Annotated in this window: 18 protein-coding genes; 9 read left to right on the forward strand and 9 right to left on the reverse strand. The window is 67.2% G+C overall.

Annotated features, from left to right (window positions below; translation table 11 throughout):
• Nucleotides 1-292 precede the first annotated feature (292 nt).
• The 4 genes from ACVWZ5_RS23545 to ACVWZ5_RS23560 are packed head-to-tail and all read right to left on the reverse strand — an operon-like array spanning nucleotide 293 to nucleotide 5,863.
• Nucleotides 293-1,738: a curlin gene (locus tag ACVWZ5_RS23545; protein ID WP_457340894.1), complete on the reverse strand. Its 1,446-nt coding sequence runs from the start codon at nucleotides 1,736-1,738 to the stop codon at nucleotides 293-295.
• A 30-nt stretch (nucleotides 1,739-1,768) separates the two neighbouring features.
• The gene (locus ACVWZ5_RS23550) at nucleotides 1,769-2,239 is read right to left on the reverse strand and encodes a curlin (protein ID WP_258802042.1); all 471 of its coding nucleotides are present in this window, start codon (nucleotides 2,237-2,239) and stop codon (nucleotides 1,769-1,771) included.
• 16 nt (nucleotides 2,240-2,255) lie between these two features.
• Nucleotides 2,256-4,490: an Ig-like domain-containing protein gene (locus tag ACVWZ5_RS23555; protein ID WP_186600774.1), complete on the reverse strand. Its 2,235-nt coding sequence runs from the start codon at nucleotides 4,488-4,490 to the stop codon at nucleotides 2,256-2,258.
• A gap of 26 nt (nucleotides 4,491-4,516) precedes the next feature.
• Nucleotides 4,517-5,863 carry a hypothetical protein gene (locus ACVWZ5_RS23560; RefSeq protein ID WP_084942924.1) on the reverse strand — a complete coding sequence of 449 codons (1,347 nt, stop codon included), beginning with the start codon at nucleotides 5,861-5,863 and terminating at the stop codon, nucleotides 4,517-4,519.
• A gap of 320 nt (nucleotides 5,864-6,183) precedes the next feature.
• Between ACVWZ5_RS23560 and ACVWZ5_RS23565 the strand changes: the two genes are divergently transcribed.
• The 4 genes from ACVWZ5_RS23565 to qhpG are packed head-to-tail and all read left to right on the forward strand — an operon-like array spanning nucleotide 6,184 to nucleotide 11,777.
• A complete protein-coding gene (locus ACVWZ5_RS23565) occupies nucleotides 6,184-8,097 on the forward strand; it encodes a sigma-54-dependent Fis family transcriptional regulator (protein ID WP_457340895.1) in 1,914 nt (637 codons plus the stop codon).
• A 3-nt stretch (nucleotides 8,098-8,100) separates the two neighbouring features.
• Nucleotides 8,101-9,828 (forward strand): ABC transporter ATP-binding protein, encoded by a 1,728-nt coding sequence (locus ACVWZ5_RS23570; RefSeq protein ID WP_062573929.1) that lies wholly within the window; start codon nucleotides 8,101-8,103, stop codon nucleotides 9,826-9,828.
• On the forward strand, nucleotides 9,818-10,495 hold the full coding sequence (qhpE, locus tag ACVWZ5_RS23575) for a subtilisin-like serine protease QhpE (protein WP_084942917.1): 678 nt from the start codon (nucleotides 9,818-9,820) through the stop codon (nucleotides 10,493-10,495). The genes ACVWZ5_RS23570 and qhpE overlap by 11 nt, the downstream gene beginning before the upstream one ends.
• Nucleotides 10,488-11,777: a flavin-dependent monooxygenase QhpG gene (gene qhpG / locus ACVWZ5_RS23580; protein WP_084942914.1), complete on the forward strand. Its 1,290-nt coding sequence runs from the start codon at nucleotides 10,488-10,490 to the stop codon at nucleotides 11,775-11,777. Before qhpE ends, qhpG begins: the two co-directional genes overlap by 8 nt.
• Before the next feature lie 89 nt (nucleotides 11,778-11,866).
• On the opposite strand, the gene ACVWZ5_RS23585 is transcribed toward qhpG, so the two are convergent.
• Nucleotides 11,867-13,180, reverse strand: a complete 1,314-nt coding sequence (locus ACVWZ5_RS23585) for a hypothetical protein (RefSeq protein ID WP_343580391.1) — start codon at nucleotides 13,178-13,180, stop codon at nucleotides 11,867-11,869.
• A gap of 84 nt (nucleotides 13,181-13,264) precedes the next feature.
• The gene (locus tag ACVWZ5_RS23590) at nucleotides 13,265-14,758 is read right to left on the reverse strand and encodes an aldehyde dehydrogenase family protein (protein ID WP_062573932.1); all 1,494 of its coding nucleotides are present in this window, start codon (nucleotides 14,756-14,758) and stop codon (nucleotides 13,265-13,267) included.
• A gap of 446 nt (nucleotides 14,759-15,204) precedes the next feature.
• Here ACVWZ5_RS23590 and peaA point away from each other — a divergent pair, with 446 nt between their 5' ends.
• The 5 genes from peaA to ACVWZ5_RS23615 all read left to right on the forward strand — a co-directional run bounded on the left by peaA (nucleotide 15,205) and on the right by ACVWZ5_RS23615 (nucleotide 21,492).
• Complete coding sequence (gene peaA / locus ACVWZ5_RS23595) at nucleotides 15,205-16,770, forward strand: quinohemoprotein amine dehydrogenase subunit alpha (RefSeq protein WP_062573933.1); 1,566 nt, start codon at nucleotides 15,205-15,207, stop codon at nucleotides 16,768-16,770.
• 35 nt (nucleotides 16,771-16,805) lie between these two features.
• Complete coding sequence (gene peaB, locus ACVWZ5_RS23600; protein WP_062573934.1) at nucleotides 16,806-18,236, forward strand: quinohemoprotein amine dehydrogenase maturation protein; 1,431 nt, start codon at nucleotides 16,806-16,808, stop codon at nucleotides 18,234-18,236.
• Between the two features lies 1 nt (nucleotide 18,237).
• Nucleotides 18,238-18,561, forward strand: a complete 324-nt coding sequence (gene qhpC, locus ACVWZ5_RS23605) for a quinohemoprotein amine dehydrogenase subunit gamma (RefSeq protein WP_028692088.1) — start codon at nucleotides 18,238-18,240, stop codon at nucleotides 18,559-18,561.
• 19 nt (nucleotides 18,562-18,580) lie between these two features.
• A complete protein-coding gene (gene peaD / locus ACVWZ5_RS23610; RefSeq protein ID WP_062573935.1) occupies nucleotides 18,581-19,702 on the forward strand; it encodes a quinohemoprotein amine dehydrogenase subunit beta in 1,122 nt (373 codons plus the stop codon).
• A 107-nt stretch (nucleotides 19,703-19,809) separates the two neighbouring features.
• A complete protein-coding gene (locus ACVWZ5_RS23615) occupies nucleotides 19,810-21,492 on the forward strand; it encodes an AMP-binding protein (protein WP_457340896.1) in 1,683 nt (560 codons plus the stop codon).
• 3 nt (nucleotides 21,493-21,495) lie between these two features.
• On the opposite strand, the gene ACVWZ5_RS23620 is transcribed toward ACVWZ5_RS23615, so the two are convergent.
• The 3 genes from ACVWZ5_RS23620 to ACVWZ5_RS23630 all read right to left on the reverse strand — a co-directional run bounded on the left by ACVWZ5_RS23620 (nucleotide 21,496) and on the right by ACVWZ5_RS23630 (nucleotide 24,430).
• Entirely contained in the window at nucleotides 21,496-22,053 is a 558-nt protein-coding gene (locus tag ACVWZ5_RS23620) for a TetR/AcrR family transcriptional regulator (protein WP_028692085.1), read from the reverse strand.
• A gap of 138 nt (nucleotides 22,054-22,191) precedes the next feature.
• Entirely contained in the window at nucleotides 22,192-23,343 is a 1,152-nt protein-coding gene (locus ACVWZ5_RS23625) for an acyl-CoA dehydrogenase family protein (RefSeq protein WP_050705342.1), read from the reverse strand.
• A 16-nt stretch (nucleotides 23,344-23,359) separates the two neighbouring features.
• Nucleotides 23,360-24,430: an enoyl-CoA hydratase/isomerase family protein gene (locus ACVWZ5_RS23630; RefSeq protein ID WP_062573937.1), complete on the reverse strand. Its 1,071-nt coding sequence runs from the start codon at nucleotides 24,428-24,430 to the stop codon at nucleotides 23,360-23,362.
• Nucleotides 24,431-24,680: the final 250 nt, after the last annotated feature.

A 24,680-nucleotide genomic window follows, 5' to 3' on the forward strand; every position in this document is an offset into this window, starting at 1 on the left:
CGGTCCTCCCGGGAGCAAGAACGGAGCGAGGGAACCCCGGAGCGAAGCGCAGGGGCCGGATGAACGGAGCGGAACGGTTTTGCCTACTTTTCCCAAGAGAAAAGTAGGCCGCCGTAAGGGCGGAAAGGTGACTAAATGTCGTTATCTTCTACGAATTCGCATAAAAATATCAAAACAATCATCCCAGAGCCAGAGCCAGAGCCAGAGCCAGAGCCAGAGCCAGAACCAGAACCCGAAAAAAGAACCGCAGTGCCAGGGGAGCACCAACACCGCGGTCCAAGGGGAAAGCCCGTCACTGCTGGGTAACAGTCGCCATGTTGGCATTACCATACTGCATAACATTGGCCGTCTGACTCGCACCGCTCTGGTCGACAAACGCCTGGTTGTTATTCCCCGCCTGAGTCACGTAGGCCAGGTTGACCCCATCGGTCTGCTTGATGGTCGCCTCGTTCCCATAGCCCTGCAGCTGGTAGGTGTAGCTCTGGTTGCCACTCCCCGACTGCTCGACGGTTATGCTGCCGCCGCTACCAGCAGCCAACCCCTCGGCATAGTTGCCAGTCCCCCGCTGGTCGGCGATAAGCAGGTTGTCGCTGCCGTTCTGCTCGAAGTACAGCTCGTTGTTGCTGTCCGCCTGGCGGGTCTGCATCTGGTTGCGGTTGCCATTCTGGTTCAGCCGCGCGATCTGGGCGTTGCCTTCCTGGGTGATATTCACCCCGTTGCCATGACCTACCTGGTTGATCTGCGCCTGCTGCCCGACCCCGAACTGCCCGCCGGACTTCTCGCCCTTCCAGTTGCTGGCCATGATCTTGTTGGCATTGCCCACCGTGTTGATGGTCAGGCTGTGGTTGTCACCGGTCTGGTAGGTGAAGTGCAGGTTGTTGTTGCCCACCTGCGAAATGTTCGTCACCGCCTGGCTGGTTTCGTATTGGTCCGACCAACTGGCGTTGCCACGGCCTGTCTGGCTGAGGCTGGCAGTGTTGCCCTGGCCGAAGCTCTGGTCGATGTAGCCTTCGTTGGCCTGGCCATTCTGGTAGACACTGGCCTGGCTGGCGGCCTGGTTGTCCTGCCACACTTCAACCGAGTTGCCGGTACCGTACTGGTCGATGCCGATGGTGCCGCCCAGGCCGTCGCGCTGGTCGCCGTAGGCCCAGTTCTGCTTGCCCTCCTGGTAGATGGCGATATCGCCATCCTGGTGGGTCATATGTTCGGCGGCGGCCTGGTTGTCGCTGCCACCTTGCATGATCGAACTCTTGTTGTTGCTGCCACCGAACAGCTGTTCGACGGTCGCACTGTTGCCGAAGCCCGACTGCAGGGTGGTGGCCTTGCTGCCGGTCTGCGTGTCCTGCCAGATGATCGACTGGTTGCCGCCGCCGGCCTGGATCTGCAGCGCTTCGTTGTTTTCACCCACCGACTGGCTGGCGAATGCATCGTTGAGCTCGCCGCCGGCATGCTGGGTGATCTGGCTGCCGTTCTCGTACAGTTGCTCGGCGTAGCCGGCGTTGAACGAGCCGGTGGCGCTCTGCTGGATGTGGCTGGTGCTGGCGTCCTGCAACGCCATGTGGTTGTGGTCGTGACCGGTCTGGTTCTGCGTGGCCGAGGCGAAAGGCGCCTGCGACTGCTTGACCTCGGCTATGTTCTGGGCGCCTTGCTGGTTCTGGGTCGAAACGCTGTCGTCAGCCATGGCCTGGCCGGCAAGGGCCAGGACGATGGCAGCGCTCAGGGGGGCGAGCTTGTGCATGGTGTTGCCTCCAGATCTGTCGTGTTGGGCCTAGCGGTATTGGGTGACATGGACCTGCTGGCCGTTGCCGGCCTGGGTCACGGTGCTGTTCAGCCCCGTGCCGCGCTGGTCGATGGTGGCGCTGTTGTGGTTGCCGATCTGTTCGATGGCGGCGCTGTTGTCGCTGCCGTTCTGGCGGATCGTGGCGTTGTTGCCCTGGCCCTGCTGGCTGATCGCGGCCGTCAGGTCGCTGCCCTCCTGCAGGATGTACGCTTCCTGCGCGCTCCCGGCCTGGACGATCCGGCCCAGCAGGGCCTGGCCGTTCTGGTCGAGGGCGGCGCGGTTGCCCGTGCCCAGTTGCTCGATCACCGCGGCCTGGCCGGCGCCCGCCGGCAGCAGGCGCAGCACCAGCGGCTCGCCGAGGTCGCTGCCGACGGCGAGGTCGGCGTTGTCCATCAGGTCGTCGGCCAGGGCCTGGCCGGTGAGGGCCAGGCTCAGCAACAGTGGGTACAAGGCGTTCATGGCATCCCTCCGAGTCTTACTGCACCACCACGTTGACCGTGCGCGTGGTGCCCTGGCTGCTGGTCACCGTGGCGGTCGGCGTGGCGGTGGGCACCAGCGTCGTGCTGTTGCTCACCGTCAGGCGCCAGCGGCCGGTGACCGGCACGGTGGTGGTGCCCAGGGTCTGCACGCCGGTGGTGGTGGTGACGCGTACGGTGATGGTGTTGCCGGTGGTTACCGAGGACGTGCCGCTGATGTCCCAGTTGAAGCGATTGTTCGAGCGCGCCGTGACCGTCGCCGCGGTGACCGCGAAGGTCTCCTGGGCCGGCCGTGGCGATACCTGCACGGTGACCGTGCCGGGCGTCGAGGTGGCGCCGATCGCGTCACGGGCGATGTAGCTGAAGCTGGTGGTAAACGCCGCGCTCACCGTGGCCGGTGGCGTATAGGTGATCACGTTGCCGTCGGTACTGACCGTGCCGCGCCCGGCCGGGGTCGGCTGGGTGACGCTGGCGATGGTCAGCGGCAGGTTGCCTTCCGGGTCGGTGTCGTTGGCCAGCGCGTTGATGGTCAGTGGCACGCCGAGGGTGGCAACGCTGTCGGCCACTGCAGTCGGAGGTTGGTTCGGCGCGACATTGACGGTTACCGTGGCCGGTGTCGAGTTCAGTCCCTTGGCGTCCTGGGCGCGGTAGCTGAAGGTCGCCACCACGGGCGAGGTTGCACCGCTCGGCGGGGTGTAGGTCACCGAAGTGCTGCCGTTGAGCACCACGCCGCCCAGGCCGGTGCCAGGCTGGGTGAGGTCGGTGATGCTCAGCGGCACGTTGCCGTCCGGGTCGCTGTCGTTGGCCAGCAGGTTGAGGGTGATCGGCACCCCGACACTGGTGCTGGCGCTGTCGGCCTGGGCCACGGGAGCCTGGTTCTCGGTTGGCACCGGGGCGTTGCCGACCACCACCACCGGCTCCACATCGACCCCGCCATGGGCCGACTTGACGGTGATGCTGGCGGGTGGCTGGGCCAGGTCGTTGACCGTCAGGCTCTGCTGCACGCCAGACTTGGACATGCGCCCGAAGCCCTGTACCAGCAGGTCGGGCACCACCACTTCATCACTGGAGCGGGCCTCGACCAGCAGGCGCCTGGCGCTCCAGTCATAGCGCGCGGTGGCAACCTTGACCACGTCACTGAGCTTGCTCGACAGCGCTGTCGGACGCGTGGTGCCGGCCGGGCTGCTGGCAGTGACTACCACCACCGACGGCGGCACGGCCTGGCTCAACTGCTGGCTGAAGAACAGCCCGTTGTTGTCGGCGAGCATGCTGAACTGGCACGGCGACGGCGGCGAGCCGATCAGCGCCAGGCCGTTGCGCAGGCACAGGCTGGCGCTGTTCGGCGCCTTGGCGAAGACCTCGACGCGGGTGCCGGCGGCGTTGCGCTGGTAGGTGGCGCGTTCCAGTGTCACCGGGGTCTGCTGGCGCTGGTCGAGGACCTTGCCCGAGACGCTGAAGACGTTGGTCTGGATGGTGCCCGCCGGGCCCTGGATGCGCACGAAGTTGGTGTTGTTCGGGCTGCCGGTCACCGCCTCGGTGATGTTCGGGTCGCCGACGAAGGTCTCGGTGGCGCCGGTGTCCGGGTTGACCTCGGTGTAGGGGCCGCCGACGCCGCGCAGGAACGGGCCGAGGTTGCCGGTCAGGGCACCGCTGAAGTTGCCTGGCGCGCCGATGCCGATGTCGCGGGTGATGTTGATCGCCCGCCGGCCGGCGGTGGTCACGTTGACCGTCTCGACGCCGAACGGGTGGGTGATGGTGTAGGTGCCGGTGCGCGGCACCGAAGCACGGATGCGGATGCGGGCGAAGCTCTGCTGGTCGCCGTTGACCGGGTTCTCGGCGGCGAAGGCCGCCTCGAGGCCTGCGACATAGACTTCCAGCTCGTAGCCGCTGTTGCCCACCTGCGGGATCTGGGTCTCGGCCAGGAACCAGAACATCTCCGGCGGCCAGTTGTCCGGGAACACCAGCGGCAGGGCATCGTCGTAGACCCCGGGCTCGGGCAGCAGGGTGCACATGTAGGCCGGTGCGCCTGGCGCGCCCGGTGCCCGCGAGCTGGTGGCGCGTGACTGGCACAGCTCCAGGGCAAGGTTGTTGGCGTCCTTGTACCACATCGGGTAGCCCCCGGTGGCGAAGGTGTAGGGGCCGGGATCGACCTCGCTCAGGGCGGCCCAGGCCGCGCTGCTGACGGTGAGGGTGAAACCGGCGGCGCACAGCGCCCGACGCGACCAAGTATTCATGCGGCCTCCTTGAAGGCGGTGTCTGTTCATGGCACCAGCACCACGTCTTCGTTGTCGCTGCCGCCGTGGCTGCTGGTGACTTGCACCTGCGCCGGCGGGATGGGTGACAGCCCGGTGGTCAGGGACTTGACCGCGCCGTTGCCGCTCAGGTTGCCGATCAGCGTGCCGTTGCCGGTACGGGCGGTGAGGGCGGGCGGGCTGGTCTCGTCGCTGCTGCTGGCGACCAGGGTCAACTGGCCGCTGGCCAGGCTGTATTCGGCGCGGCTGATGGTCACCAGGTCGGTCAGCGGCATGGCGGCGCTGGTCGGCGTGCTGGTGGCGATGGCCAGGCTGTTGTCGGCGGTCACCTGCAGGGTCAGCGGCAGGGTCGGGTTGAGCGCCGATTGGGCGTACCAGGCGCCGGTGCCGTTGGCCTCGCCCAGGGGCAGGGTCGGTGTCTGGCTGGTCAGGGTGACCGTGGCCGGCGCTGGCGGCGCCATGACGAACACATCCTGCTGGGCCCGCAGGTCGCCGTTGACGGTGTGCCGCGAGTAGGTGCTGCGCTGCGGGATCAGCGGTGTCGGGCGGTTGACCGTGGACAACTTGCCGGAGACGGCGAACAGCTCGGTGCGCAGGTCGATGCCGTTGGGGCCTTCGATGCGCACGAAGTTGGTGTTGAAGGGGCTGCCGGTGACCGGCTCTTCCAGGTTAGGGTCGCCGATGTAGCGTTCGCTGGCGCCGGTGTCCGGGTTGGTTTCGGTGTAGGGCCCGTTGACGCTGCGCAGGAACGGCCCGACGTCACCCTTGAGCGCGCCGCTGTAGTCGCCGGGAGAGCCGATGCCGATGTCGCGGGTCATGTTGATCGCCCGGCGCCCGCCCGCCGGCACGTCGAAGACCTCGACGCCGTAGGGGTGGGTGATCGTGTAGGTGCCGGCCACCGGCACATCGACGCGAATGCGCACCCGGGCGAAGCTGACCTGGTCACCGTCCACCGGCTCTTCGGCGGCGAAGGCAGCCTCGATGGCCGAGCCAAAGCTCAGGTCGATACCGCGGGCGGCATCGACGATGGCGGCGTCGGCGGTGAACCAGAAGGCCTCGTCGGGGAAGTTGCTGGGGAAGACGATCGGCTGGGTATCGTCGAACACGCCGGGGGTGGGCAACAGCGTGCACATGTACGAAGGCGCGCCTGGGGCACCGGCGACTCGCGAGCTCACCGCCTTGGACAGGCACAGGTCGAGCACCCGGCCGTGGCTGTCCTGGTACCAGGCGGGGAACTTGCCGGTGGGCAGGGTGTAGGGGCCGCTGTCGACCGCGTACAGCGCAGCCTGGGCCGGTAGCTGGAGCAGGCCGGCGAAGATCGCCACGGCCAGCGGGTGGGGAGTCGGTCGGTGCATGAGTTGCTTCCTCCTGCAAACGGGCCCATGGGTTGGGGCGTCTGGGGAGGGATCGGCAACTGTTGTGCCAGGTTTTTCAGGGGGCGGTTGAAGGGCTCTGGGGTAGGGGTTTCAGCGTTTCTGGCAAGTGTTCGGCGAGGTACGGCGGGTGGGCGGGGGGACCCAGGATTGGGGAATGGGGCAGGGCTTTCAGGTGTTCGCCGATAGCCTTGCAGCGCCTCCCAGCGCATACCTGATGACTACCAACGATTTCTGACGCACACTGCCGAAAAAACCGATGCCCATTGCCCCGTCTGAGCGGGGCACCCCTGGAGCACGCAATGGCGCGACAACTTCCAACAACAACCGCCAACGACCCGCTGCAGCAATCCCGTCTGGTCCGCCTGAAACTGGCCAGCGAAGGCGAACTGCCCTCCGGCATGCTGCGTGACGAAATCGATGCCTCCTGGCGCCGCAGCCTTGGCCATGGCCTTGACTGCCTGCAGGGCGAGCAGGTGGGCCTGGGCATTCGCCATGGCCTGGACCTGCGCGCGCTGCTGGAGCACAACCGCCTGCTGATCGACGCAGTCACCCCCGAACTGGATTATCTGGTCAAGCGCCAGGGCAAGAGCGGCATCGTCATCCTCGGTGACGCCCAGGCCAACGTGCTGGCCATCGAGGGCCAGAAGCACGTGCTCGCCCGCGAGGGCCTGCGCGACCTGCACCCGGGCAGTTGCTGGAGCGAGGCCCTGCGCGGCACCAACGCCATCGGCACGGCGGTGGTCGAGGGCCAGCCGACCCTGATCAACTGCGGCGAACACTATCTCGACCGGCTCAGCCCGTTCTCCTGCACCTCGGTGCCGCTGCGCGATCCGCGTGGCGAGGTGATCGGCGTGCTCGACGTGACCCGCGAAGGCGTCATGGCCCAGCCCCAGGACAGCCTCTCCACGTTGCTGCTCGCCGCCGGCAGTATCGAAAGCCGGTTGTTCGGGCTGTATCACCCCGAGCACCTGGTGCTGGCCTTCCACAGCCGCCCGCAGTACCTGGCCAGCGCCTGGCAGGGCCTGCTGGCACTGAGCCTGGAAGGCGAGGTGCTGGCCGCCAACGACAACGCCTGCCAGCTGCTGCAGATGCCGCGCCAGGCGCTGCTTGGGCGCCGCAGCAGCGACCTGCTGGGCGAGCGCTCGCCGGCATTCATCGCCCGCCTGTGGCAGGGCGGTGTCAGCAGCGTGCAGACGGCCAAGGGCGAATTCTTCTTCCGTGCCTTGCAACTGCCACGGCATGGCCGTTTCAGTGGTCCGACGCCCACCACCAGGTCGACCGAGCCGGCCAAGATCCAGGCCCTGGAGGCCCTGGCCGGCGGCGATGCACGCTTGGCCCGTGCCTTGCGCATGGCCCGCCAGGGCCTGGCCAATGGCTTGCCGGTGCTGCTGCTGGGCGAAACCGGTACCGGCAAGGAAGTCGCCGCCCGCGCCCTGCACCAGGCCGGAACGCGGGCCGACAAGCCGTTCGTGGCGGTCAACTGCGCGGCGATTCCCGAGGGCCTGATCGAGTCCGAGCTGTTCGGCTACCGTGAGGGCGCCTTTACCGGCTCGCGCCGCGGTGGCATGGTCGGACGGCTGATGCAGGCCCATGGCGGCACGCTGTTCCTCGACGAGATCGGCGACATGCCCCTGGCCTTGCAGGCCCGTCTGCTGCGTGTCCTGCAGGAGCGCCGGGTGGCGCCGCTGGGCGCCGGCGACGAGCAGGACATCGACGTGGCGCTGATCTGCGCCACCCACCGCGATCTCAAGCGCCTGGTCGCCGACCAGCAGTTTCGCGAAGACCTCTATTACCGGGTCAACGGCGTATCCCTGCGCCTGCCGGCACTGCGCGAGCGCGACGACCTGGCGACGCTCATCCAGGGCCTGCTGGACAAGTCCGGGGCCAGGGGCGTAAGCCTCGATGCGCCCTTGGTGGCGCTGCTGGAGAACTTCGACTGGCCGGGCAACATCCGCCAGCTGGAGATGGTGGTGCGTACTGCCCTGGCGATGCGCGAGGAGGGCGAGCAGGTGCTGACCCTCGACCATCTCACCGACTGCCTGCTCGATGAACTGGCCAGCGGCGCCGCGCCGTCCGGCAGCCTGCGCGACAACGAGCTGGAGCTGGTCCGCGCCGCCCTGGCCCGACATCAGGGCAATGTCTCGGCAGCGGCCGAGGCCCTGGGCATCAGCCGCGCGACGCTGTACCGCAAGCTCAAGCAGTTGCGTGGCTGAGCCATGGGCGGACTGTTTTCCCGATTGATCGAATCCAGCGACCCGGCGCTGATGCGCCAGGCGCTGGCCTGGCTGTATGGCTTCGTGCGTCCACACCGTGGCGCCATCGGCGCGCTACTGGCGCTGTCCCTGGGCGCCTCGTTGCTGGCCCTGGCGCAACCCTGGCTGGTCAAGACGCTGATCGACGAGGGGCTGCTGGCCAAGGACTACCAGACCCTCTGGCACATGGCGGTGATCATGATCGTCGCCGGCCTGCTCGGTACCGTGCTGGCCGGGGTCAACCGCTACCTGCACACACGGCTGTCCGGGCGCATCCTGTTCGCCCTGCGCGACGACCTGTACCGCCACCTGCAACGGCTGTCGCCGACCTTCTACGGGCGGCGGCGCACCGGTGACATCCTGTCGCGGCTGGACGGCGATGTCGCCGAGATCCAGCGCTTTGCCGTGGATTCGCTGTTCTCGGCGGTGTCGGCGCTGATCGGCCTGGTCGGCGCCGTGGCCTTGATGCTGATGCTGTCCTGGCAGCTGTCGCTGCTGCTGGCGCTGCTGATCCCGCTCGAGGTGCTGTGGCTGCGCTGGATGCGGCGCAAGGTCGAGCGCGAGGTGCGCAGCCTGCGCGAGCGCTCGGCGGACGTGTCGTCGTTCCTGGTCGAGACGCTGCCGGCGATGAAGTTCATCCAGGCCGCCGGCCAGCAGCAGCGCGAGGCCGAACGCCTCGACCGGCTGGGCCAGGGCTACATGGGGCAGCTGCTCAAGGTACAGGTCACCGAGTTCTTCACCCAGGCGGTGCCCGGCACCCTGACCTCCTGGTGCCGGGCATGCGCGTTCCTGGTCGGCGGCTGGTGGGTGATCCAGGGGACCTGGCAACTGGGCGCGCTGATCGCGTTTTCCACCTACATGGGCATGGCCGTCGGCCCGGTGCAGAGCCTGCTGGGCCTGTACGTGGCGGTGCAGCGGATGGCCGTGAGCCTGGGGCGGGTGATGGAACTCAAACAAGAGGCGGTCGCGGTGCGCGAGGCGGATGATCCCAAGCCCATGCCGCAGGGGGCCGGCGAGCTGCGCCTGGACGGTGTGTGCTTCGCTCACGACGGCCGCCAGGGCAGGGTGCTGGACAAGGTCGATGCCTGCCTGCCGCCCGGGGCCAAGGTCGCCATCAGCGGCGCCTCCGGTGTCGGCAAGTCGACGCTGATCGACCTGCTGCAACGCTTCTACGACCCCGATGACGGGCGCATCCTGCTCGATGGCGTCGACCTGCGCGAGCTCGACCTGCAGGCCCTGCGGCGACGCATCGCCGTGGTCAGCCAGGACATCGTCCTGTTTCGCGGCACCCTGGCGCAGAACCTGGCCTACAGCACGCCCCAGGCCAGCCGTGACGACCTGGAGCGAGTGGTGCGCCTGACCCGCCTGGACAGTCTGGTGCAGAGCCTGCCGCTGGGGCTCGACGGCCTGCTGGGCGAGCGCGGCCAGCAGCTGTCCGGCGGGCAGAAGCAACGCATCGCCATCGCCCGGGCGCTGCTGCAGCAACCGACAATCCTGGTGCTGGACGAAGCCACCTCGGCGGTGGACGAAGCCACCGAGCGCGAGGTGATCGCCGCCATCGACCAGTTGTTCGCCGGGCGCACACGGATCCTCATCAGTCACCGCGCCTCGACCCTCGCCGACGCCGACCTGCACCTTGAGCTGCACGGCGGGCAGTTGCGCAGCAAGGAGGCCGCCGACCATGGCCGCTGAACCGTGGATTGGCGTGATCGACAGCGGCTGCTCGCCGGAGCAGGCGGCCGGCCTGCTGGATGCGCGACGTTTCTGGCTCGAAGAGGGCAGGTTGCGCGAGGGTGACTCGCTGCCGGACGCCTTGGGCCATGGCAGCGCCGTGCTGGCGCGGCTGCGCGCCGAGTCCGGTGCCCTGCCCGTGCTGCTGGCCCAGGTGTTCGCCGGGCAGGGCAGTACCAGTGCCTTGCAGGTGGCGGCTGGCCTGTTGTGGCTGGTGGAAGCCGGTGCGAGCGTGGTCAACCTGAGCCTGGGCCTGCGCCAGGACCGCCCGGTGTTGCGCCAGGCCTGCGCCGAGGCCGTGGCCGCCGGGGTGCTGCTGTGCGCCTCGAGCCCGGCGCGGGGCGAGCCGGTTTACCCGGCCAGCTACCCTGGGGTCATCCGCGTGACCGGTGATGCCCGCTGCGCTCCCGGGCAGTGGTCGTGGCTGGACACGGCCCAGGCCGACTTCGGCGCGGCGGTCGGCAGCGATGGCGGGGCAGGCGCCAGCCTGGCCTGCGCCGCGTTCAGTGGCCGGGTGGCGGCCCTGCTGCGCAATGAGCCCGGCATGACCCGGGAGGCGCTGTTGCGGTGGCTGAAGCATCACGCGGCGTTCGCCGGCCCTGAGCGCAAGGGGCCGATCGATGCCTGAAGCAAGCATCCTGGTGCTCGGCGCCGGGCCTGCCGGCGCGGCCACGGCCCTGGGGCTGCGGCGGATGGGCTACCCCGTCACGGTGGTGTCCGACTGGCGCCGCTTCGCCGCGGTGGAAGGCGTGTCGCAGCGGGTGCTGGAGGGCCTGCGTCATGCAGGCCTGGGCGCCGCCCTGGCCGAGGCCACCACGCCGGCCACGCGCCAGGTGCACTGGAACGGCGAGCGGCTGCAACCGAACCAGGAGTGCCTGCTCGATCGCCAGCGTTTCGACCAGGCCCTGCGCGACGACCTGCGCCGCGCCGGTGTCGAGCTGGTCGAAGGGCGTGTGCGCGAGGTGGAGCGGGGGCAGGGGTACCGGATACACCTGGACGACGGTCGCATCCTGCACGGCGAGTTTCTGGTCGAGGCCCGTGGTCGTCAGGCCCCGTTGAGTGAAGGTCGCCTGCGCGGGCCGGAGACCGTCAGCCTGCTCAACCTCTGGCAGGCCGTGCCCGGCACGCCGGTGTCGGCGGTGGAGAGCCTGGACGACGGCTGGACCTGGATGGCGCGACTGGCCGATGGCCGCTGTTACTGGCAGGTGACGCTGGACGCGACGACGGCGCAGCTGCCGGGCAAGGCGGCCTTGCCTGAATACTGTGCCGAGCGTCGGCGTGGTTCGGCGTTGGTGGCGCAGCTGTTCGGTGAGCGGGCCTTCGCCCCTGCGCAGGTGCATGCGCGCAGCAGCACGGCGATCCTGGCCGGCAACTGCGCGGGCCAGGACTGGCTGCGGGTTGGCGATGCCGCGATGGCGGTCGACCCGCTGTCGGGCAATGGTATCTTCCAGTCGTTGTCCTCGGCGCTCCAGGCGCCCGTGGTGATCAATACCCTGTTGCAACGACCCGGGCAGGCGGACTTGGCGCAGCGCTTCCATCAGACACGGGTCGAGCAGCTGTTCCTGCGTTTCGCGCGGATCGGCCGGGACTTTTACGCACAGGAGACACAGCGCGGTGAACAGCCGTTCTGGGCCCGCCGCCGCAATTGGCCGGATGCCCAGCCGCTGCACGCGGCGGCGGACTGGCAAGCGGTGCGGGTGGAGCGACGCCCGGTGTTGCGCGAAGGCTGGGTGGAGGAGGCCGAGGTGGTGGTGACGGCGGACCAGCCGCTGGGCGTGTGGCACCTGCTGGGTGTCGAGCTGGCGCCGGTGGTACGCGGGGTGCAGGCTGGCATCGGCCTGGAGCGCCTGGTGACACAAGCGCACCAGCCGATGGTTGCGCGCTGGTTGCGCGAACAGGGTTTTTGCTGAGGGTCCATCGCGGGGCAAGCCCGCTCCCACCAGTGCGACCTGACACGGCACCGGTGGGAGCGGGCTTGCCCCGCGATAGGGCCTTTGGCCTAGAAGAAAGTCCCCACCACCAGTTGCAGGTAGGTCCCGCTATCCCGCCCACCCAACTGCACGCCGCCATCCTGCGCACTGCGCTGTGGGGTATAGAAGCCCACCAGCGGGCTGATCAGCCAGTGCTCGTTGATCATCCATTCGACATACAGGTCCACCTCGCGCCCACCCAGGTTGCCCTGGTCGGTCTTGAGCGTGTCGAAGTCGAAGTACAGCGCCCCCACGGTCAGGCCCTCCCGCGGCGTGGCCTTGAGCGCCACATGGTGCACCTGGGTGTTGCTGTTGAAGGGCCCTGCGTAGTTGGCCGCCACCTCGCCCTGGAACCAGGTGCCGTAGCCTCGGCTCAGGCCATAGAACAACGGATCGAAATGCTCCGAGAAGCGGCTGTAGCGGTAGGTGGCGGTGGGCGACCAGGGCAGTGCGGAGAAGGTCCAGTTACCCTCCAGGTACCAGGCGTTCTCGCGTCCGCCAGTGCGGTCCTGGGTGACGTATTCGGCGGCCAGCTCAAGGTCCTTCACCCCCAGGTTGCCGCGCCCACGCAGGCTCACCGTGTCCATGCCGTCGCGGTGTTCCAGGCCGAGGATCTCGGCGTAGCGGCGGTCGACATCCAGGCCGTGGATCCAGCTCAGGCCCACGGTGCCTGCGTCAGCGACATGTTCGAAGTTGGCCACCGCCATGGAGGTGTCGGCCTGGAACGGGTTGTCTGATTTGAGCCACATCAGGTCGCCACGCCAGCCTTGCTTGCCCCCCAGGCGCAGCACGGCGGTGCGGTCGAAGGCCTTGCGCGCCGCCAGGTAGTAGGCGCCGCCCCGGTCGAAATCGGCGCCCAGGTCGACATTGCCGGCATTGACCGGGTCGCCCTGGATCAGGAAACCGTCGCCGAGGGTGATGACCTGGCGCCCCCCGGAGACATCGATGCCATCCTCACCGAGGGCCGGGAACAGGCTGCCCGAGCGCCAGCCGAGGTAGGCGTCCTCGACGCCGGTGCGACGCTCGTTGCCCAGGGTGAAGCCGGCGGCGTCGCCATCGCCCCAGGTGGCCGAGCTGAGCAGGCTGAAGGCACCGTACAGCGTGCCGCTGTCGGCCAGGGCCTGGCTGGCGCTCAGGCCGTATTTGACGTAGCCCTCGCGCCAGTTGCTGCTGCCGGGCTGGCGGTTGCCGAACTGGTCGAAGCTTTCGTCGCTGTGGAATACCCCGAACAGGGCCTCGAGGTTGGCGTCCAGGGTGGTGCCGGCGTTGTTGTAGATTTCGTGGGCCTGGGTGAGGGGAGAGGCCAGCAGCAGGGCCAATGTGCAGGCGAGCTTGTGCTTCATGGTGTGCTCCATGTTTTTATTGTGGTCTTGGTGTTTCTGTCGCGGGGCAAGTTGCAGCGGCGAACCACCCCGCGATGGCGTGATCTAGAGCTTGATCAATACCGACTTCAGCTCGGTGTAGTGCTCGATCGCCGCCGCGCCCATCTCGCGGCCGACGCCGGAGAGCTTGTAGCCGCCGAACGGCAGCGCCGGGTCCAGCGCGCTGTGGCAGTTCACCCACACCGACCCGGACTTGATCCGCGGGATCATCCGGTGCACTGCGGCCAGGTCGTTGGACCAGATGCTCGCGCCCAGCCCGTAGGGGTTGTCGTTGGCCATGCGCACCACCTCATCGAGGTCGTCGAACGGCATGGCCACCAACACCGGGCCGAAGATTTCCTCCTGCACCAGGCGGTGGCGCTGGTCGACATCGACGATCACCGTCGGCTTGACGAAGTAGCCCGGGCCGAAACCTTCGCCGCCGCAGGCGATGGTCGCGCCCAGCTCGCGGCCCAGGTCGATGTAGCCGGTGACCCGGTCCTGCTGCTTGGCCGAGATCAACGGCCCCATCTGCACGGTAGGGTCCAGGCCGTTGCCCAGTTTCATGGCGTTGGCGATGCCGGCGATATCGGCCACCACGTTGTCGAAGTGCTTGCGGTGTACGTACAGGCGGGAACCGGCGCAGCACACCTGGCCCTGGTTGAAGAAGATCGCCGTGGCGGCGCCGGCGGCGGCTTCCTGCAGGTTGGCGTCGGGCAGGACAATGGTCGGCGACTTGCCGCCCAGTTCCAGGGTGACGCGGGTCATGTTGTCCATGGCGGCCTTGCCGATCAGCTTGCCGACCTCGGTGGAGCCGGTGAAGGTCAGCTTGTCCACGCCCGGGTGACGGCTCAGGGCGGCGCCGGCGTTCAGCCCGGTGCCGGTGATCACGTTGAACACGCCGTCCGGGTAACCGGCCTCGCTCACCAGCTCGGCGAGCTTCAGCGCGGTCAGTGGGGTTTCGTCGGCAGGCTTGAGGACTACGGTGCAGCCGGTGGCCAGGGCCGGACCGAGCTTCCAGCAGGCCAGCAGCAGCGGGAAGTTCCAGGCGACGATGGCGCCGACCACGCCGACCGCTTCGCGACGAATGAAACCATGGAACTGATCGTCGGGCATCAGCGGCAGCGAGGGCTCGACCGTGCTGCCTTCGAGCTTGGTGGCCCAGCCGGCCATGTAGCGCAAAAAATCGATGGCCAACTGCACGTCCATCGCTTGGGCCACGGTGGCGCTCTTGCCGTTGTTCAGGCATTCCAGCTCGGCCAGCTCCCGGGCATCGCGCTGCATCAGGCCGGCCAGGCGCCACAGCAGGTTCTGCCGTTCACGCGGGCGTGTGCGGCTCCAGGCCGAATTGTCGAAGGCCTGGCGCGCGGCCTGCACGGCACGGTCCACGTCCTGGGCCTCGGCTGCGGGCACCTCGCCGAGGATCTCGCCGGTGGCCGGGTTGCGCAAGGTCATGGTGCGACCGCTGGCGGCGTCCTGCCAGTCGGCGCCGATGCGCATCCTGGGCTTGCGTGCGAGGAAGTCGCGTGTGGCGGGAAGGATCGGCAGTTCGGAATGCATGGGGCGGCGCCTCTTGTCATGGTTGTGACCAGGGTAGGGGCAATGGGCGTGCCAAAGGACTCAGGTGGCGGGCAAGGCCCGGCTAGCGGTGGTTTTTGCCGGATTGGGAGTGAATAGAATCAGGGTTGATCTGTTGCATATTGAGATCGGGTGAGACGTCATGCGATACACATGGTTATGCGTTCGGCTCGAGGGTGCTGGGGGCTACGAAGCAGCCCCAGGATTGCCAGCCCCGGCGGATGTCTCAAGGTGAAACACCCAGTCGCGAAATGGGACGTTCACCTACAGTCCCAGACGCACGCCCTTACCCGCAAAACCAAGGCAACTTACTGATCCATAACATTTTTGCTGCAACTGGCACACTTCCTGTATCGCAACTGTCACATGCACACCGCTGTACCCAAGCGTGCGAATAACGATAAGAACAACACCGTGGAGGTCTGACCTTGAAGACGACTCGACTCCGGCGGCAGGCGGGCACACTGGCGCTGGTCGCCACCGCACTGCTGTCCGCCCAGGCCATGGCGGCCGAACAGGGCCCGAGCCTGTTGCAGAACAAGTGCATGGGTTGCCATATCCCCGAAGGCAACGACAGCTACAGTCGCATCAGTCACCAGCGCAAGACCCCGGAAGGCTGGCTGATGAGCATCGCCCGCATGCAGGTGATGCATGGCCTTTCGATCAGCGACGACGAGCGCCGCACCCTGGTCAAGTACCTGGCCGACAAGCAGGGCCTGGCGCCCAGCGAGACCGAAGGCGTGCGCTACGCCATGGAGCGCCGGCTGAACACCGTCGAGCACTTCGACGATCAGCTCAGCCAGATGTGCGGCCGTTGCCACTCCGGCGCCCGGGTCGCCTTGCAGCGGCGTCCGGCCAAGGAATGGGAACACCTGGTCAACTTCCACCTCGGCCAGTGGCCGTCCCTCGAGTACCAGGCCCAGGCCCGCGACCGTGACTGGCTGGACATCGCCCTCAAGCAGATGGTGCCGGACCTGGCCAAGCGCTTCCCCCTCGACAACCCGGCCTGGGCCGAGTGGCTCAAGGTGCGGCCCGAGTCCAAGGTCCTGGCCGGGCAATGGGCGTTCAGCGGCCACATGCTGGCCAAGGGCGACGTGCGCGGGGTGATGACGGTCAGCGCCGAGCAGGGCGACACCTTCAAGGTCGAGCTCAAGGGCACCTATGCCGATGGTACGCCGTTCAACGGCAGCGGCTCGGCGATCCTCTACAACGGCTATGAGTGGCGCGGCAACGTCAAGGTCGGCGAGGCCAACCTGCGCCAGGTGTTCGCCGCCATCGACGGACAGATGAAGGGCCGCATGTTCGAGGCCGAACACGACGAGCGCGGCCTGGACTTCAGTGCCTCGAAAGCCGGCCAGGGTCGCCTGCTGGCAGTACAGCCGGCCTTCATCAAGGCCGGTGCCGAGAGCGAGATCACCCTGGTGGGCAGCGACCTGGCCGGCAACCCGGACCTGGGCGCGGGTGTCGAGGTGACCGAGGTGCTGGAGTCGACGCCGACGCTGATCCGGGTCAAGGCGCGTGCCGCCAAGGACGCCGCGAGCGGCCAGCGCGAGGTGGCAGTGGGCGCGCTCAAGGGCGTGCAACTGGCGGTGTACGACAAGGTCGAGGAGGTCAAGGTGGTGCCGGCGTTCTCCATTGCCCGCATCGGCGAGAACGGCGCCTCGGTGCCCAAGGTCCAGGGCCGCTTCGAGGCCGAGGCCTGGGGCAGGGACGCCGGCGGCCAGCCGCTGCGCATCGGCTACCTGCCGGCCAGCTGGAAGGTCGAGCCGTTCAACGAGCGCGCGGTCGAGGACGAGGACGTCAGGTTTGCCGGGCAGATGCAGGCCGATGGCGTGTTCGTGCCGGGCGGGGCAGGGCCCAACCCCGCGCGCAAGATGATGACCAACAACGCCGGCAACCTGAAGGTGATCGCCACCCTCGCCGACGGCGGCCAGCAGGGCGAGGGTCACCTGATCGTCACCGTGCAACGCTGGAACAATCCGCCGCTGCCATAGGCATCAACTGACGCATCGAATACCGGGAGGTCGCCATGGGCGCACTACTGAACCTGGTCGAACGCAACCTGCACGAAGTGCAGGTGGATGCCGACCGCATGCTGTTTCATATCCCCAGCAGTTCGCTGTTCGCCGCCGATGCGGTGACCGGCGGTATCATCGACACCCTGCGCCGCCAGGGCTGCTCCGCCGAGGAGCTGATGCAGCGCCTCGGCCAGCAGTTTTCCGGGCAGGAGATCGAGGAAACCCTGCGCGAGCTGATCGCCCTTGAAGTGGTCAGCGACGGCTCGCCGCTGACCCCGGAGATCGCCCTGAAACAGGTCGAGCGCACGGCGCTGAACACCGTGGTGCTCAACGTCAACACCGGCTGCAACCTGAGCTGCACCTACTGCTACAAGGAAGACCTCGACAAGCCGTCGGCCGGACGCAAGATGAACACGGCCACCGCCGAGGCCTCGGTGGAGATGCTGCTCAAGGAGTCGCCTGACGAGGAACGCTACAGTGTGGTGTTCTTCGGTGGCGAGCCGCTGTCCAACCGGGCGCTGATCGAGCACATGGTGGCCTACTGCGAGCGGCGTTTCGCCGAGGCGGGCAAGCAGGTCGAGTTCATCATGACCACCAATGCCACTTTGCTGACCGAGGAAATCGTCGACTGGCTCGACGCCCACCGTTTCGGTTTGTCGGTCAGCATCGACGGGCCCAAGACCGTGCACGACCGCAACCGCATCACCGTGGGCGGGCAGGGCACCTACGACGTGGTACGGCGCAAGGCCGACATGCTGCTGTCGCGCTACCGCAGCCGGCCGGTGGGCGCGCGGGTCACCCTGACCCGTGGCATCACCGACATCGAGACCATCTGGAACCACCTGTTCAACGAACTGGGCTTCGCCGAGGTCGGTTTCGCCCCGGTGACCTCCGGCGACATGGCCGATTTCAACCTCACAGGCGACGAGCTGGTGCAGGTGTTCGCCAACATGAAGGCCCTGGGCCGGCGCTACCTTGAGGCGGCGCTGGAGCACCGCAACATCGGTTTCTCCAACCTGCACCAGCTGATCACCGATATCCACGAGGGCCACAAGAAGGCCCTGCCGTGCGGGGCCGGGTTGAAGATGCTGGCGGTCGACCACGAGGGCGAGCTGAACCTGTGCCACCGTTTCACCGGCTCCAGCTTGCCGACCTTCGGCAACGTGCACCAGGGCGTGAAGCAGGCGCAGCTCAACGACTTTCTCTCGCAGCGCCTGGACCGCAGCGGCACCGGCTGCGACAGCTGCCGCATCCGCAACCTGTGCTCCGGCGGCTGCTACCACGAGAGCTACGCCCGCTACGGCGATCCGCAGCACCCGACCTACCACTACTGCGAGCTGATGCGCGACTGGGTCGACTTCGGCATCGAGGTCTACAGCCGCATCATGGCCGCCAACCCGGCCTTCATCGATCGCTACATCACTCCCAGGAAGGCGCACTGACATGAAGCACCTCAAACCGCTGAACAACAAGGCGCGCATCCTTGAACAGGCCGCCGCCGAAGACCGCGTCGACGAAGTGCTGGCCATGAGCGCGGTGGCCGGCTGCACCGCCACCACCGACCCGGGCTGGGAGGTGGATGCGTTCGGGGGCGTCAGCTCGCTGTGCCAGCCGATGGAGGCCGACCTGTACGGTTGCTCCGACCCTTGCTGGTGGCCGGCCCAGGTGCCGGACATGATGAGCACCTACCAGGACTGGAACGCCCAGGCGAGCAACTCCGCCGAAGACTGGCGCAACCTCGGCACCGTATTCCCGAAAGACAAATAGAACGACAAGGGGAAACCGCATGAAAGCTGGATTCTGCGCGCAGCTCGCGCTCACCGTCGCCGCCACGGCCTGCGCCTGGGCGGCCCAGGCCGACGAGGCAGGCAAGGCCTTGAAGGCTGGTCATGAATACCTGATCGCCACCAACTACCCGAACAACCTGCACGTGGTCGAGGTGGCCAGCGACACGCTGTACAAGACCTGCCGCATGCCCGATTCATTCGGCCCCGGCACGGCGATGATGGCGCCGGACAACCGCACCGCCTATGTGCTGAACAACCATTTCGCCGACATCTACGGCATCGACCTGGACAGTTGCAAGACCACCTTCCACGCCAACCTCTCCAGCGTGCCGGGCGAGGTCGGCAAGGCCATGTACTCCTTCGCCATCAGCCCCGACGGCAAGGAGGTCTACGCCACGGTCAACCCCAGCCAGCGCCTGAACGACCACTACGTGGTCAAGCCGCCGCGCCTGGAGGTGTTCCGCACCCGCGACGGCCTCGACGCCAAGCCCGTGCGCACGTTCCCGATGCCGCGCCAGGTGTACCTGATGCGCGCCGCCGATGACGGCAGCCTGTACGTGGCCGGGCCGGACATCTACAAGCTCGACGTCAAGACCGGCAAGTACAGCGTCGCGCTGCCACTGCGCAGCTGGAACCGCCCGGGCTACAGCGCCCCCGATGTGCTGTACTTCTGGCCGCACCAGAGTTCGCGGCATGAGTTCTCGATGCTCTACACCATTGCGAAGTTCAAGGATGCCAAGCAGGACCCGGCCACCGCCGAGCCGCTGTACGGCTACCTGAGCATCGACCTGAAGACCGGCAAGGCCCACACCCAGGAGTTCGCCGAGCTGACCGAGCTGTACTTCACCGGCCTGCGCTCGCCGAAGGATCCGAACCAGATGTACGGCGTGCTCAACCGCCTGGCCCGCTACGACATCCAGCAGAAGAAACTGGTCAAGGCCGCCAACCTCGACCATACCTACTACTGCGTGACCTTCGACAAGGCCGGCGACAAGCTCTACCTGGGCGGCACCTTCAACGACCTGGCGGTGTTCGATCCGAACACGCTGGAGAAGGTGAAGAACATCAAGCTGCCTGGTGGCGATATGTCGACCACCACGCCGCAGGTGTTCGTTCGCTAGCGCCATCGCGGGGCAAGCCCGCTCCCACGCCGGCCACACTGGACCGGTGGGAGCGGGCTTGCCCGCGATAGGGCCATGTCAGGAAAAACAAAGACAAGAGACAGCCCATGCCCCAGCCCAGCCATACCCAAGGCTCAAAAGCCACTCCACTGCTCACCCACTGCATCGGCGACGCCTTCGACGCCACCGTCGCCCGCTTCCCCGACCGCGAAGCGCTGGTGGTGTGCCACCAGCACCTGCGCTACACCTGGCGACAACTGGCAGAGGCCGTCGAGCGGCACGCCCGCGCCCTGATGGCCCTGGGCCTGCAGGCCGGCGATCGCCTGGGCATCTGGGCACCCAACTGCGCCGAGTGGTGCATCACCCAGTTCGCCAGCGCCAAGATCGGCGCGATCCTGGTCAACATCAACCCGGCCTACCGCACCAGCGAGCTGGAGTACGCCCTGGGCCAGTCGGCCTGCCAATGGGTGATCTGCGCCGACGCCTTCAAGACCTCCGACTACCACGCCATGCTGCTGGACCTGGCGCCCGAGCTCGGCGCCTGCCGCCCGGGCGAGCTGCACAGCGCGCGCCTGCCCGAGCTGCGCGGGGTCATCAGCCTGGCCGCCACGCCCCCCAATGGCTTCCTGGCCTGGTCGGCATTGCAGGCCCGCGCCGGCGAAATCGACGCCGGGCAGTTGGCCGTACGCCAGGCCAGCCTGCACCGGCATGAGCCGATCAACATCCAGTACACCTCCGGCACCACCGGTTTCCCCAAGGGCGCGACCCTCAGCCACCACAACATCCTCAACAACGGCTACATGGTCGGCGAAAGCCTCGGGCTGACCGAGCACGACCGGCTGGTGGTGCCGGTGCCGCTGTACCACTGCTTCGGCATGGTCATGGCCAACCTCGGCTGCATGACCCACGGCAGCACCCTGATCTACCCCAACGACGCCTTCGATCCGCTGCTGACCTTGCAGGCCGTGGCCGAGGAACGCGCCACCGCACTGTACGGCGTGCCGACCATGTTCATCGCCGAGCTCGACCACCCGCGCCGACATGAGTTCGACCTGAGCAGCCTGCGCACCGGCATCATGGCTGGCGCCACCTGCCCGATCGAGGTGATGCGCCGGGTAATCGACGAGATGCACATGGGCGAAGTACAGATCGCCTACGGCATGACCGAGACCAGCCCGGTGTCGTTGCAGACCGGCGCCACCGATGACCTGGAACGCCGGGTGACCAGCGTCGGCCGCACCCAGCCGTGGCTGGAGAGCAAGGTGATCGACAGCGCAGGTGGCACCCTGGCACGCGGCGAAATCGGCGAGCTGTGCACCCGCGGCTACAGCGTAATGCTCGGCTACTGGAACAACCCCAAGGCCACCGCCGAGAGCATCGATGCCGATGGCTGGATGCGCACCGGCGACCTGGCGGTGATGGACAACGAAGGCTATGTGCGTATCGTTGGCCGCAGCAAGGACATGATCATCCGCGGTGGCGAGAACATCTACCCGCGGGAGCTTGAGGAGTTCTTCTTCACCCACCCGGCGGTGGCCGACGTGCAGGTCATCGGCATTCCCTGCAGCCGCTATGGCGAGGAGATCGTCGCCTGGGTCCGTCTTCACCCGGGGCAGGCGCTGGGCGAGGACGCGCTGCGTGACTGGGCGCGGGCGCGCATCGCGCACTTCAAGGTGCCGCGGCACTTTCGCTTCGTCGACGCGTTCCCGATGACGGTGACCGGCAAGGTACAGAAGTTCAGGATGCGCGAGATCAGCATCGAGGAATTGGCAGGCGGCACCGATCGATAGCCGTCAGCCCTGTGGCCGGGCGCCGTTCAGGAACAGCTGCTCGACCGTCCGCGCGCTGTCGGCGCTCGCGGCGCGGCCACGGTGCTCGGCATCGACCATGCCGTAGACCAGGGTCATGAACGTTTCGGTGAACACCGCCGCGCTGATATCGATGCGCAGCACGCCCAACTGCTGGGCGCGCAGGAAGAACGCGTCCATGGCCTGGATATAGGCCTGCCAGCGCAGGTCCTCGGCGTCGTTGAGCAAGGTGTCGGGGCGGTACTGGAACATCAGGAACATCAGCAGCTCGCGGTGCTTGAGGTGTTCGGCGATCAGGTGGCGAATACCGGCCAGCGGTTCGATGCGTTCCAGGTCGGCTTCGAGGATGACCTGGTTGAGCACCTGCTCGCCATGGTCCTCGAGCAGCTTCACCAGGTTGTCGCGGGTGCCGCAGAAACGGTGCAGGGTGGCCTTGCTGACCCCGGCGGTTTCCGCCAGCTCCTTGAGAGTGGCGCGGGGGTGGACGACAATGGCCTGGGCCAGTGCCTTGAGCAGGCGCTCTTCCTGGAGGGTTCTACGCATGTGGGACCTCGAGTCGGGATTCGGCGACGAAATATCCACAATTGTATCATATGAGACGAATAAATCTCATTGAGCGCATGATGACCGAGATTACGCGATCCCACAGGGATCGCGTATGGCCTGAGGCAATGGCCGGGCTCAAACCGTGTAATGCTTCAACTCACGCGCAATCAGCATGCGTTGGATCTCGCTGGAACCCTCGTAGATCTGGGTAATGCGCGCATCGCGATAGTACTTCTCCACCGGGTAGTCTTCCAGGTAGCCGTACCCGCCATGCACCTGGATCGCCATCGAGCAGACCCGCTCGGCCATTTCCGAGGCGAACAGCTTGGCCTGGGAGGCCTCGGACAGGCAAGGCTTGCCGGCGCTGCGCAGGCGCGCGGCATGCAGGATCAGCAGGCGAGCTGCGTTGACCTGCACCTGCATGTCGGCCAGCAGGTTGGCGATGCTCTGGTGCTCGTTGATCGGCTTGCCGAACTGGATGCGCTCGCGGGAGTAGGTCAGCGCCGCCTCGAACGCCGCGCGGGCAATGCCCAGGGCCTGGGCGGCGATGCCGATGCGCCCGCCTTCGAGGTTGGACAGGGCGATGGCCAGCCCCTTGCCGCGCTCGCCCAGCAGGTTGGCGGCCGGGATGCGGCAGTCGTCCAGGGTCACCGCACAGGTGTCGGAGGCGCGAATGCCCATCTTGTGCTCGCTGCGGTCGACCTTGAAGCCTGGGTTGTCAGTGGGTACCAGGAAGGCCGAAAGGCCTTTCTTGCCCAGTTCCGGGTCGGTCACGGCAAAGACGATGGCCAGTTTGGCGCGGCGGGCGTTGCTGACGAACTGCTTGGCGCCGTTGATGACCCACTGGCCATCGACCAGTTCGGCGCGGGTGCGCAGGTTGTGGGCCTCGGAGCCGGCCTGGGGCTCGGTCAGGCAGAAGCAGCCGATCGCCTCGCCGCTGGCCAGTCGCGGCAGCCAGGCCTGCTGCTGCTCGGGCGTGCCGTAGGCCAGCAGCGGGCCGCAACCCACCGAGTTGTGGATGCTCATCATCGCCCCGGTGGCGCCATCGGCGGCGGAGATTTCCTCCACCGCCAGGGCGTAGGCCACGTAGTCGGTGTAGCTGCCGCCGAACTGCTCCGGGGCGACCATGCCGAGCAGGCCCAGTTCGCCCATCTTGCGCACCACGTCATCGTCGATCCAGCCGGCCTTTTCCCAGGCCTGGGCATGGGGCGCGATCTCGCCGCGGGCGAAATCGCGGGCCATGTCGCGGATCATGATCTGCTCTTCGCTCAGTTCCAGGTCTTGCATCTGTGTACTCCCGGGCTCACAGGCCTTCGAAGAATTGGTCGACCCGCTGGGTGGTGAGGCCGGCCAGGGTCGGCGGATTCCAGCGGGGTTGCTTGTCCTTGTCGACGATCAGGGCGCGCACGCCTTCGATGATATCGCCGTGGGCAAACCACTGGCGGTCGATGTGCAGTTCCATGGCGAAGCAGTCTTCCAGGGCCAGGTGGCGGCCACGGCGCAGCAGTTCCAGGGTCACGGCCATGGCCAACGGCGAGCGGGTTTCCAGCAGGTCGGCGGTGTCCAGCGCCCACTGGCGACTGTCGCCGATGGTCACGGCGCGCAACTGCTCGATGATGCTCGGCAGGTCGGGCAGGGCGAAGAAGTGGTCGATCACCGGGCGCAGTTGCGCCAGTGGCGCGTCCGCCAAGGTCTGGGTGCCGAGCTTGGCGAGCAAGCCTTGCAGGTCCTTGAGCGGGTTGGCGCCGAAGGTCAGGCGGTCGAGCCCGTCATCCAGGGCCGCGAGTTTTTCACTGTCGACGTACCAGTCGGCCAAGCCGCAGTAGAGGGCATCGGCCGCCTTGACCTGGCTGCCGCTGACGCCCAGGTAGATGCCCAGCTCGCCCGGTACCCGGGGCAGGAAGTAGCTGCCGCCGACATCCGGGAAGTAGCCGATGCCCACCTCGGGCATGCCCAGGCGGCTGCGTTCGGTGACGATGCGCAGGTCGCAACCCTGGGCCAGGCCCATCCCGCCGCCGAGGGTGAAACCGTCCATCAGCACCAGCACCGGCTTGCGGTAGCGGTGGATGCACAGGTCCAGGGCGTATTCCTCGACGAAGAAGTCCTCGTGGAGTTTCTCGCCGGCCTTGTAGCTGTCGTGCAGCGAGCGGATATCGCCACCGGCGCAGAAGCCCTTGGGCCCCTCGCCACGCAGCATCACGGCGTGCACCTGCGGATCCTGGGCCCACTGGTCCAAGTGGCGCTGCAGGCTGCGCACCATGTCCAGGGTCAGGGCGTTGAGGCCGGCGGGGCGGTTGAGGGTGAGGTGGCCAATGTGGTTGCGGACCTCGGCCAGTACTTGATCCGTTGCCGAGGGTTGAGCGTGCGCGGTCATCGCGGTCTCCCTGCTTTGTTATTGATTTTCCAAGTGAAGTCCTGGAATGCGCGGGCGGATCGAACGATCCTGTCATGCAAAATTACCTCGCACAATTGGCAAATCTGCAGGGCTGCCCTGCATTTTTGTCATCACGCGCATTCCCGGTCCGACGCAGTACTGTAGCAATAGCGCGCAATCTGTAGGAGCGGCCTTGCCGAGGCGTCGGACCGGTCGGAAAGGGCCGCAAAGCGGCCCCGGCGATAGGTGC

The sequence above is a fragment of the Pseudomonas sp. TE6283 genome (genome assembly GCF_054060555.1).

What these genes read in the sequence shown, in the direction of transcription:
- ACVWZ5_RS23630 (WP_062573937.1), bottom strand. Translation starts at nt 24,430, where the DNA reads ATGACCGCGCACGCTCAACCCTCGGCAACGGATCAAGTACTGGCCGAG.
- ACVWZ5_RS23550 (WP_258802042.1), bottom strand. Translation starts at nt 2,239, where the DNA reads ATGAACGCCTTGTACCCACTGTTGCTGAGCCTGGCCCTCACCGGCCAG.
- ACVWZ5_RS23560 (WP_084942924.1), bottom strand. Translation starts at nt 5,863, where the DNA reads ATGCACCGACCGACTCCCCACCCGCTGGCCGTGGCGATCTTCGCCGGC.
- ACVWZ5_RS23555 (WP_186600774.1), bottom strand. Translation starts at nt 4,490, where the DNA reads ATGAATACTTGGTCGCGTCGGGCGCTGTGCGCCGCCGGTTTCACCCTC.
- ACVWZ5_RS23565 (WP_457340895.1), top strand. Translation starts at nt 6,184, where the DNA reads ATGGCGCGACAACTTCCAACAACAACCGCCAACGACCCGCTGCAGCAA.
- ACVWZ5_RS23545 (WP_457340894.1), bottom strand. Translation starts at nt 1,738, where the DNA reads ATGCACAAGCTCGCCCCCCTGAGCGCTGCCATCGTCCTGGCCCTTGCC.
- peaD (WP_062573935.1), top strand. Translation starts at nt 18,581, where the DNA reads ATGAAAGCTGGATTCTGCGCGCAGCTCGCGCTCACCGTCGCCGCCACG.
- ACVWZ5_RS23590 (WP_062573932.1), bottom strand. Translation starts at nt 14,758, where the DNA reads ATGCATTCCGAACTGCCGATCCTTCCCGCCACACGCGACTTCCTCGCA.
- qhpG (WP_084942914.1), top strand. Translation starts at nt 10,488, where the DNA reads ATGCCTGAAGCAAGCATCCTGGTGCTCGGCGCCGGGCCTGCCGGCGCG.
- ACVWZ5_RS23625 (WP_050705342.1), bottom strand. Translation starts at nt 23,343, where the DNA reads ATGCAAGACCTGGAACTGAGCGAAGAGCAGATCATGATCCGCGACATG.
- ACVWZ5_RS23585 (WP_343580391.1), bottom strand. Translation starts at nt 13,180, where the DNA reads ATGAAGCACAAGCTCGCCTGCACATTGGCCCTGCTGCTGGCCTCTCCC.
- qhpC (WP_028692088.1), top strand. Translation starts at nt 18,238, where the DNA reads ATGAAGCACCTCAAACCGCTGAACAACAAGGCGCGCATCCTTGAACAG.
- qhpE (WP_084942917.1), top strand. Translation starts at nt 9,818, where the DNA reads ATGGCCGCTGAACCGTGGATTGGCGTGATCGACAGCGGCTGCTCGCCG.
- peaB (WP_062573934.1), top strand. Translation starts at nt 16,806, where the DNA reads ATGGGCGCACTACTGAACCTGGTCGAACGCAACCTGCACGAAGTGCAG.
- ACVWZ5_RS23570 (WP_062573929.1), top strand. Translation starts at nt 8,101, where the DNA reads ATGGGCGGACTGTTTTCCCGATTGATCGAATCCAGCGACCCGGCGCTG.
- ACVWZ5_RS23615 (WP_457340896.1), top strand. Translation starts at nt 19,810, where the DNA reads ATGCCCCAGCCCAGCCATACCCAAGGCTCAAAAGCCACTCCACTGCTC.
- ACVWZ5_RS23620 (WP_028692085.1), bottom strand. Translation starts at nt 22,053, where the DNA reads ATGCGTAGAACCCTCCAGGAAGAGCGCCTGCTCAAGGCACTGGCCCAG.